Here is a 255-nt window from a genome sequence, read left to right as displayed (position 1 = left end):
ACGTACTCAATTCGCCCTATTCAGACTCGCTTTCGCTGCGGCTCCGGCTTCTCACCTTAACCTTGCACGGGAACGTAACTCGCCGGTTCATTCTACAAAAGGCACGCCATCACCCATAAACAGGGCTTTGACTTCTTGTAAGCACACGGTTTCAGGTTCTATTTCACTCCCCTTCCGGGGTGCTTTTCACCTTTCCCTCACGGTACTGTTTCACTATCGGTCGCTAGGGAGTATTTAGCCTTAGCAGATGGTCCT

1 rRNA gene is annotated in these 255 nt (G+C 51.0%); it reads right to left on the bottom strand.

What is annotated here, in order from left to right:
- Nucleotides 1–255, bottom strand: a 23S ribosomal RNA gene (locus KI379_RS33875); the annotation flags it as partial.

Origin of the sequence: Paenibacillus cineris (assembly GCF_018333335.1) — a bacterium.
Lineage (GTDB): Bacteria > Bacillota > Bacilli > Paenibacillales > Paenibacillaceae > Paenibacillus_AQ > Paenibacillus_AQ favisporus.
This window is presented reverse-complemented; position numbering and strand designations above follow the sequence as displayed.